6 protein-coding genes are annotated in these 5,067 nt (G+C 35.1%); all 6 read left to right on the forward strand.

Going from position 1 to position 5,067, the window contains the following annotated elements; all coding sequences use genetic code 11:
• On the forward strand, positions 1-276 hold a 276-nt coding region (locus tag VNJ50_RS11540; protein WP_325582016.1), incomplete at its 5' end, for a 4'-phosphopantetheinyl transferase superfamily protein.
• Between the two features lie 82 nt (positions 277-358).
• Positions 359-1,165 carry a geranylgeranylglyceryl/heptaprenylglyceryl phosphate synthase gene (locus VNJ50_RS11545; RefSeq protein WP_325582018.1) on the forward strand — a complete coding sequence of 269 codons (807 nt, stop codon included), beginning with the start codon at positions 359-361 and terminating at the stop codon, positions 1,163-1,165.
• Positions 1,162-1,872, forward strand: a complete 711-nt coding sequence (gene pnuC, locus VNJ50_RS11550) for a nicotinamide riboside transporter PnuC (RefSeq protein ID WP_325582020.1) — start codon at positions 1,162-1,164, stop codon at positions 1,870-1,872. Before VNJ50_RS11545 ends, pnuC begins: the two co-directional genes overlap by 4 nt.
• On the forward strand, positions 1,833-2,396 hold the full coding sequence (locus tag VNJ50_RS11555) for an ATP-binding protein (RefSeq protein ID WP_325582021.1): 564 nt from the start codon (positions 1,833-1,835) through the stop codon (positions 2,394-2,396). Before pnuC ends, VNJ50_RS11555 begins: the two co-directional genes overlap by 40 nt.
• On the forward strand, positions 2,393-3,946 hold the full coding sequence (locus VNJ50_RS11560; protein WP_325582023.1) for a DUF4301 family protein: 1,554 nt from the start codon (positions 2,393-2,395) through the stop codon (positions 3,944-3,946). The genes VNJ50_RS11555 and VNJ50_RS11560 overlap by 4 nt, the downstream gene beginning before the upstream one ends.
• Positions 3,947-4,078: 132 nt before the next feature.
• Complete coding sequence (gene arfB / locus VNJ50_RS11565) at positions 4,079-4,483, forward strand: alternative ribosome rescue aminoacyl-tRNA hydrolase ArfB (RefSeq protein ID WP_325582025.1); 405 nt, start codon at positions 4,079-4,081, stop codon at positions 4,481-4,483.
• The last annotated feature ends 584 nt before the right edge of the window (positions 4,484-5,067 follow it).

Raw genomic sequence — 5,067 nt, forward strand, 5'->3', positions numbered from 1 at the left:
GTAATCGCACATAAATTTGTTGGCTATGAACAGAATTATCTGGTAAATACAGCTGATGATTATATTAACAAACTCACGGTGATTTGGTGCATCAAAGAATCGTTATATAAGTTATTTGCAACGCCAGGCATGTTATTTAAAGAACATTTTTTGGTTATTCCTTTTATGATTAAAGATGAGGAAACCATAGCTTGGATTGATTATGAAGAGGTGAAATACAGATATAACACTCATTTTTTTGAATTCGAGGGATTTACTTGTGCTTATGTATGTTGAGCGGAGGAGGTTTAGAGGGTTGAGATTAGAGGGTAGAAAGTAGAAAAGAGAGCATAGAATATAGACGGATGACAGGAGACGGATGACGGATGAGGAAAACAACCGAAAACAGATAACTTCACAACAGACAACAGAAAACCGAGTAGTGGCTAAAAACAAAAATTTATATCAAAATATTATAACTTCAATTTCTAAGGAAGAAAAACTTTTGGCTGTTTTGATCGATCCTGATAAAATGGAGCTTGAAAAGTTGCCGTCGTTTATGGCTAAACTCAATCAATCTTATGCAACTCATGTTTTTGTTGGCGGCAGTACCGATGAAGAACATAAAACCGATCGATTGGTTTTTGGTTTAAAGAAATTGACCAAGCTTCCCATACTAATTTTCCCAGGTGATGTTTCTCAAATATCGTCGCATGCCGATGGTTTGCTTTTTTTGTCCTTGGTGTCAGGCCGAAATCCGGAGTATTTGATAGGCAAACAAATTGAAGCCGTTTCGGTGTTGCGAACAATGCCGCTTGAAATTATTCCAACAGGTTATTTATTGATCGAAAATGGTAAAGAAACAGCGGTTGAGCGCGTGACACAAACCGAACCCTTAAAACGAGAAAATATTCAAAAAATAGTTGATACCGCCAAAGCATCAGAGTTTTTGGGAATGAAATGTATTTATTTGGAAGCTGGAAGTGGTGCTCTACAACCCATAAATTCTGAAATCATTAATGCCGTAAAAAACGAATTGAAAATTCCGCTCATTGTTGGCGGTGGAATAAAAACCAAAAAACAACTGGATGAAGCCTATAGTTCGGGCGCAGATGTGGTGGTCATTGGAACGGCTTTTGAAACTGATGAATCATTTTTTGATGAATTAAAAAAATTACAACCTTGAATCAGATCCTAGATTTTTTTTTAGAACCTTATCGTTCGGCTTCTACACTTCATATTGTTTTGGAGTTTACCGCTGCTTTTTTTGGAGTATTGAGTGTTTGGTTTGCCAAACGAGAAAATATTTTAGTTTATCCAACCGGTATTATCAGTACAGGAATCTATGTCTATTTATTAGCACAATGGAATTTGTATGGCGATTTAATCATTAATATCTATTACACGTTGATGAGTGTTTTTGGTTGGTATATGTGGAGTAAAGTTATTGATGGCAAAGAGGAACATATGCCAATTTCTCGCACCAACTTTCAAGATAAATTGAAAGCTATCGGTATATTTTTGTTTACGTCCATCTTTGTACTTATTGTATATCGTTTTTATAATATTATACCCAATAATTTGAATTTTACCGAAAGCATTCATTACGCATTTTCGAAATTAACTTCAGGAAGTTTGGAGGATTTTAGAGAAGGAGTGCCTTTTATAGATACGTTTACAACAGGAATATTTTTTGCGGCCATGTGGCTTATGGCACTCAAAAAAATAGAAAACTGGATCCTATGGATTGTTGGTAATATTGCTTCTATACCATTGTATTTTGCAAAAGGTTATGGATTTACGGCCATTCAATATGTGATATTTTTAATCTTGGCAATTCTAGCCTATCAGCAATGGAGAAAAAACTTAAACAAACAAAAAGCAATTGCATAAAAGTAGTTTTGTTTGGTCCAGAATCTACTGGGAAAAGCACTCTGGCAAAGCAATTGGCAGATCATTATGATACTGTTTTTGTGCCCGAATATTCCCGTATTTATGCTGAAGCACAGTTGTTGCAAAATAAATTGTTGAGCAAAGACGACGTTTTACCCATTGCCCAAGGTCAAATGCAACTCGAAAATAAATGGACGCCAAAAGCAAATACCGTACTTATTTGCGACACCGATTTATTGGAAACTAAAGTGTATTCAGAAGCCTATTATGGAATATGTCATCCTGATTTAGAGAAATATGCGATTGAAAATTTTTACGATTTGTATTTTTTGACTTATATTGACATTCCATGGGTAGCTGACCATTTAAGGGATAAACCTCATGAGCGAGAAACCATGTTTAAGGCGTTTGAAAACGCTTTAAAAACCTACAATAAACCTTATATTTTATTAAAAGGAACGATGGCCGAACGCTTTGAATTGGCTGTTAACCAAATTGATGAACTTATAAAAAATAAAAAGTGAAATTTACAGAAACCGACATACGACAAATAGAATCTAAAGGATTGACATTAGCTAAAATCCAATCGCAAATAGAACTTTTTAAAACAGGAATTCCATTTGTAACCCTGAGTTCGGCAGCAACCATAAACAATGGTATTATTAAATGCTCAGACGCCGAAAAAGCACATTATATCAATTATTTTGAAGCGAAACGAAATGCAATTTCCATCTCAAAATTTGTTCCTGCTTCTGGTGCTGCAACCCGCATGTTCAAAAATTTGTTCACCTTTATTGAAGATTATAATCCTGAAAATGAAACGATAAACTCTTATGTCAATAAGCATAAAGATGCTGATTTGTCTTTATTTTTTATTGGGTTAGAGAAGTTGCCATTTTATGACAAAGTACTCGATCAAATAGCTCTTTTTTATCCAGATTTTGCATCGTTTTCAAGAGATAAACAACGGTTTGTATTTGTAAAAACCATGTTGGATGAAGATAAAATGAATTATGGATTTTATCCAAAAGGTCTATTGCCATTTCATAAATATAAGGATCATTTAGCAACACCATTTGAAGAGCATTTATTTGAAGCCGCTTTGTATGCTATGACGAATGACAATTCGTCTTTGCATTTTACAATTTCCGAACGCCACGAAACTATATTTAAGGATGAATTTAAGCGCATTCAGGATATTGTAGAACGTAAAACCAACAGTACTTTTGATATTTCGTTTTCTTACCAGAAAGAGGCAACAGATACCATTGCCGTTACACCAGACAATAATTTGTTTAGGGACGATGATGGGCATTTGATGTTTAGACCATCTGGCCATGGTGCTTTATTGGAAAATTTAAACCAATTGGATGCCGATGTTATTTTCATTAAGAATATTGACAATGTCGTGGTTTATAAATATGAAAATGAGGTGGCCGAGTACAAAAAAATGTTGGGTGGCATGTTGGTAGAAATTCAATCTCAGGTTTTTAAATATCTCAATCTCTTAGAAAATACCGAGATTTCAGAAAAAGACCTTCAGGATATTGTTGCTTTTATGGAACGTAAAATGCATATTGTGATTAGTAAAGAATATGTAAAATATACCAGAAAGTATCAAATTGAATATTTAATTGACCAATTGAACCGACCGATCCGTATCTGTGGCATGGTTAAAAATGAAGGCGAACCCGGTGGTGGTCCATTTTGGGTAAAAGGCGAAAATGGTCAAATATCCCTTCAGATTGTTGAATCGGCACAAGTGGATAAAGGGCTAAAAAAGCAACTCGAAATCTTTAAGGAAGCTACACATTTTAACCCTGTCGACCTAGTGTGCGGTATTAAAAATTATAAAGGAGAGGTTTTTGATCTGCAACAATTTGTAGATCCGGAAACTGCATTTATTTCTATGAAATCGAGTTCAGGTCGCGATTTAAAAGCATTGGAATTACCCGGTCTATGGAACGGGAGTATGGCGTATTGGAATACCATTTTTGTTGAAGTGCCATTGATTACTTTCAATCCGGTGAAAACTGTAACCGATTTGTTAAAACCTGCACATCAAATAAAATAAGTTGACGTTATATCAGTTGTCCGTTGTAAGTTTTGTGTTGTCAGTCAATGGCCAACTCTTATCTAAAACAGGCCCTAAAATCATGTTATTTAATAATTCTGGTCGTTATCAGGATGTGTCAAAAATAAAGTCATGAACAAGGATATTTTGCAATCAGAATTACAGTTTAGAGCCGTAAGAAGTTCTGGAGCTGGCGGTCAGAATGTCAATAAAGTAGCTTCAAAAGTGGAGCTTATTTTTGATTTGGACGCTTCTCTTGGTCTTACGGATGATGAGAAACAACGCTTAAAACAGTCTATTGCCAACCGACTTACTAAAGATAATATGCTGCTGCTTCAATGCGATGAAAGTAGAAGTCAGCATAAAAATAAAACTCTGGTTATCGAGCGGTTTTTCAATCTTCTTAACGACGGATTAATTGTTCAAAAAGAACGAGTTCAGACCAAAATACCACGATCAGTTATTAAAAAACGATTGAAAGCCAAACGTAAGGTTTCTGATAAAAAAGCAAATAGAAGACCACCTGAGATTGAATGAGTTTTTAGTTTTCAGTCTCGGTTTTCAGTCTCACAGATTGTTTAAATAAGAAAGTCTGTTATATAAATTTCATCTTTGCGAGCGTTATTTCACGGAGTTGCGCTGAGACTGCGCTGAGATTCACAGAGTTTTTTTGGACACGAATTACGCGAATTGTATATAACTCACCAATTAACCTCTGCGACTTGGCGTCTTTGCGAGCGTTATTTCACAGAGTTGCGCTGAGATTCACAGAGTTTTTTTGGACACGAATTACACGAATTGAATATAATGCACCAATTAACCTCGGCGACTTGGCGACTTTGCGAGAGTTTTTTAGTCTCAGTTTTCAGTCTCAATTTCTATCAATTAAAAATTTATCCATTCTTACTTTTAAATTCTTAATTGATTCCTATCTTTGCACCGTTCTCAAAAAGGGGTGCTCGATTGATTGCAGATTGATGAGCGACGATTGATGATTGACGAATTATAAGTTCAAAAATCTACAATCAGAATTCAATAATCTACAATTTTTTTGGCTGAGATCATACCCATTGAACCTAGAACAGGTAATGCTGTTTAGGAAAAGGCGATAAGTGCCAATT

The organism is Gelidibacter sp. (genome assembly GCF_035577925.1).
GTDB lineage: Bacteria > Bacteroidota > Bacteroidia > Flavobacteriales > Flavobacteriaceae > Gelidibacter.

Excerpts from the sequence above, each read along its gene's own strand:
- arfB (WP_325582025.1), top strand. The coding sequence starts at position 4,079 with ATGAACAAGGATATTTTGCAATCAGAATTACAGTTTAGAGCCGTAAGA.
- VNJ50_RS11555 (WP_325582021.1), top strand. The coding sequence starts at position 1,833 with ATGGAGAAAAAACTTAAACAAACAAAAAGCAATTGCATAAAAGTAGTT.
- VNJ50_RS11545 (WP_325582018.1), top strand. The coding sequence starts at position 359 with ATGACGGATGAGGAAAACAACCGAAAACAGATAACTTCACAACAGACA.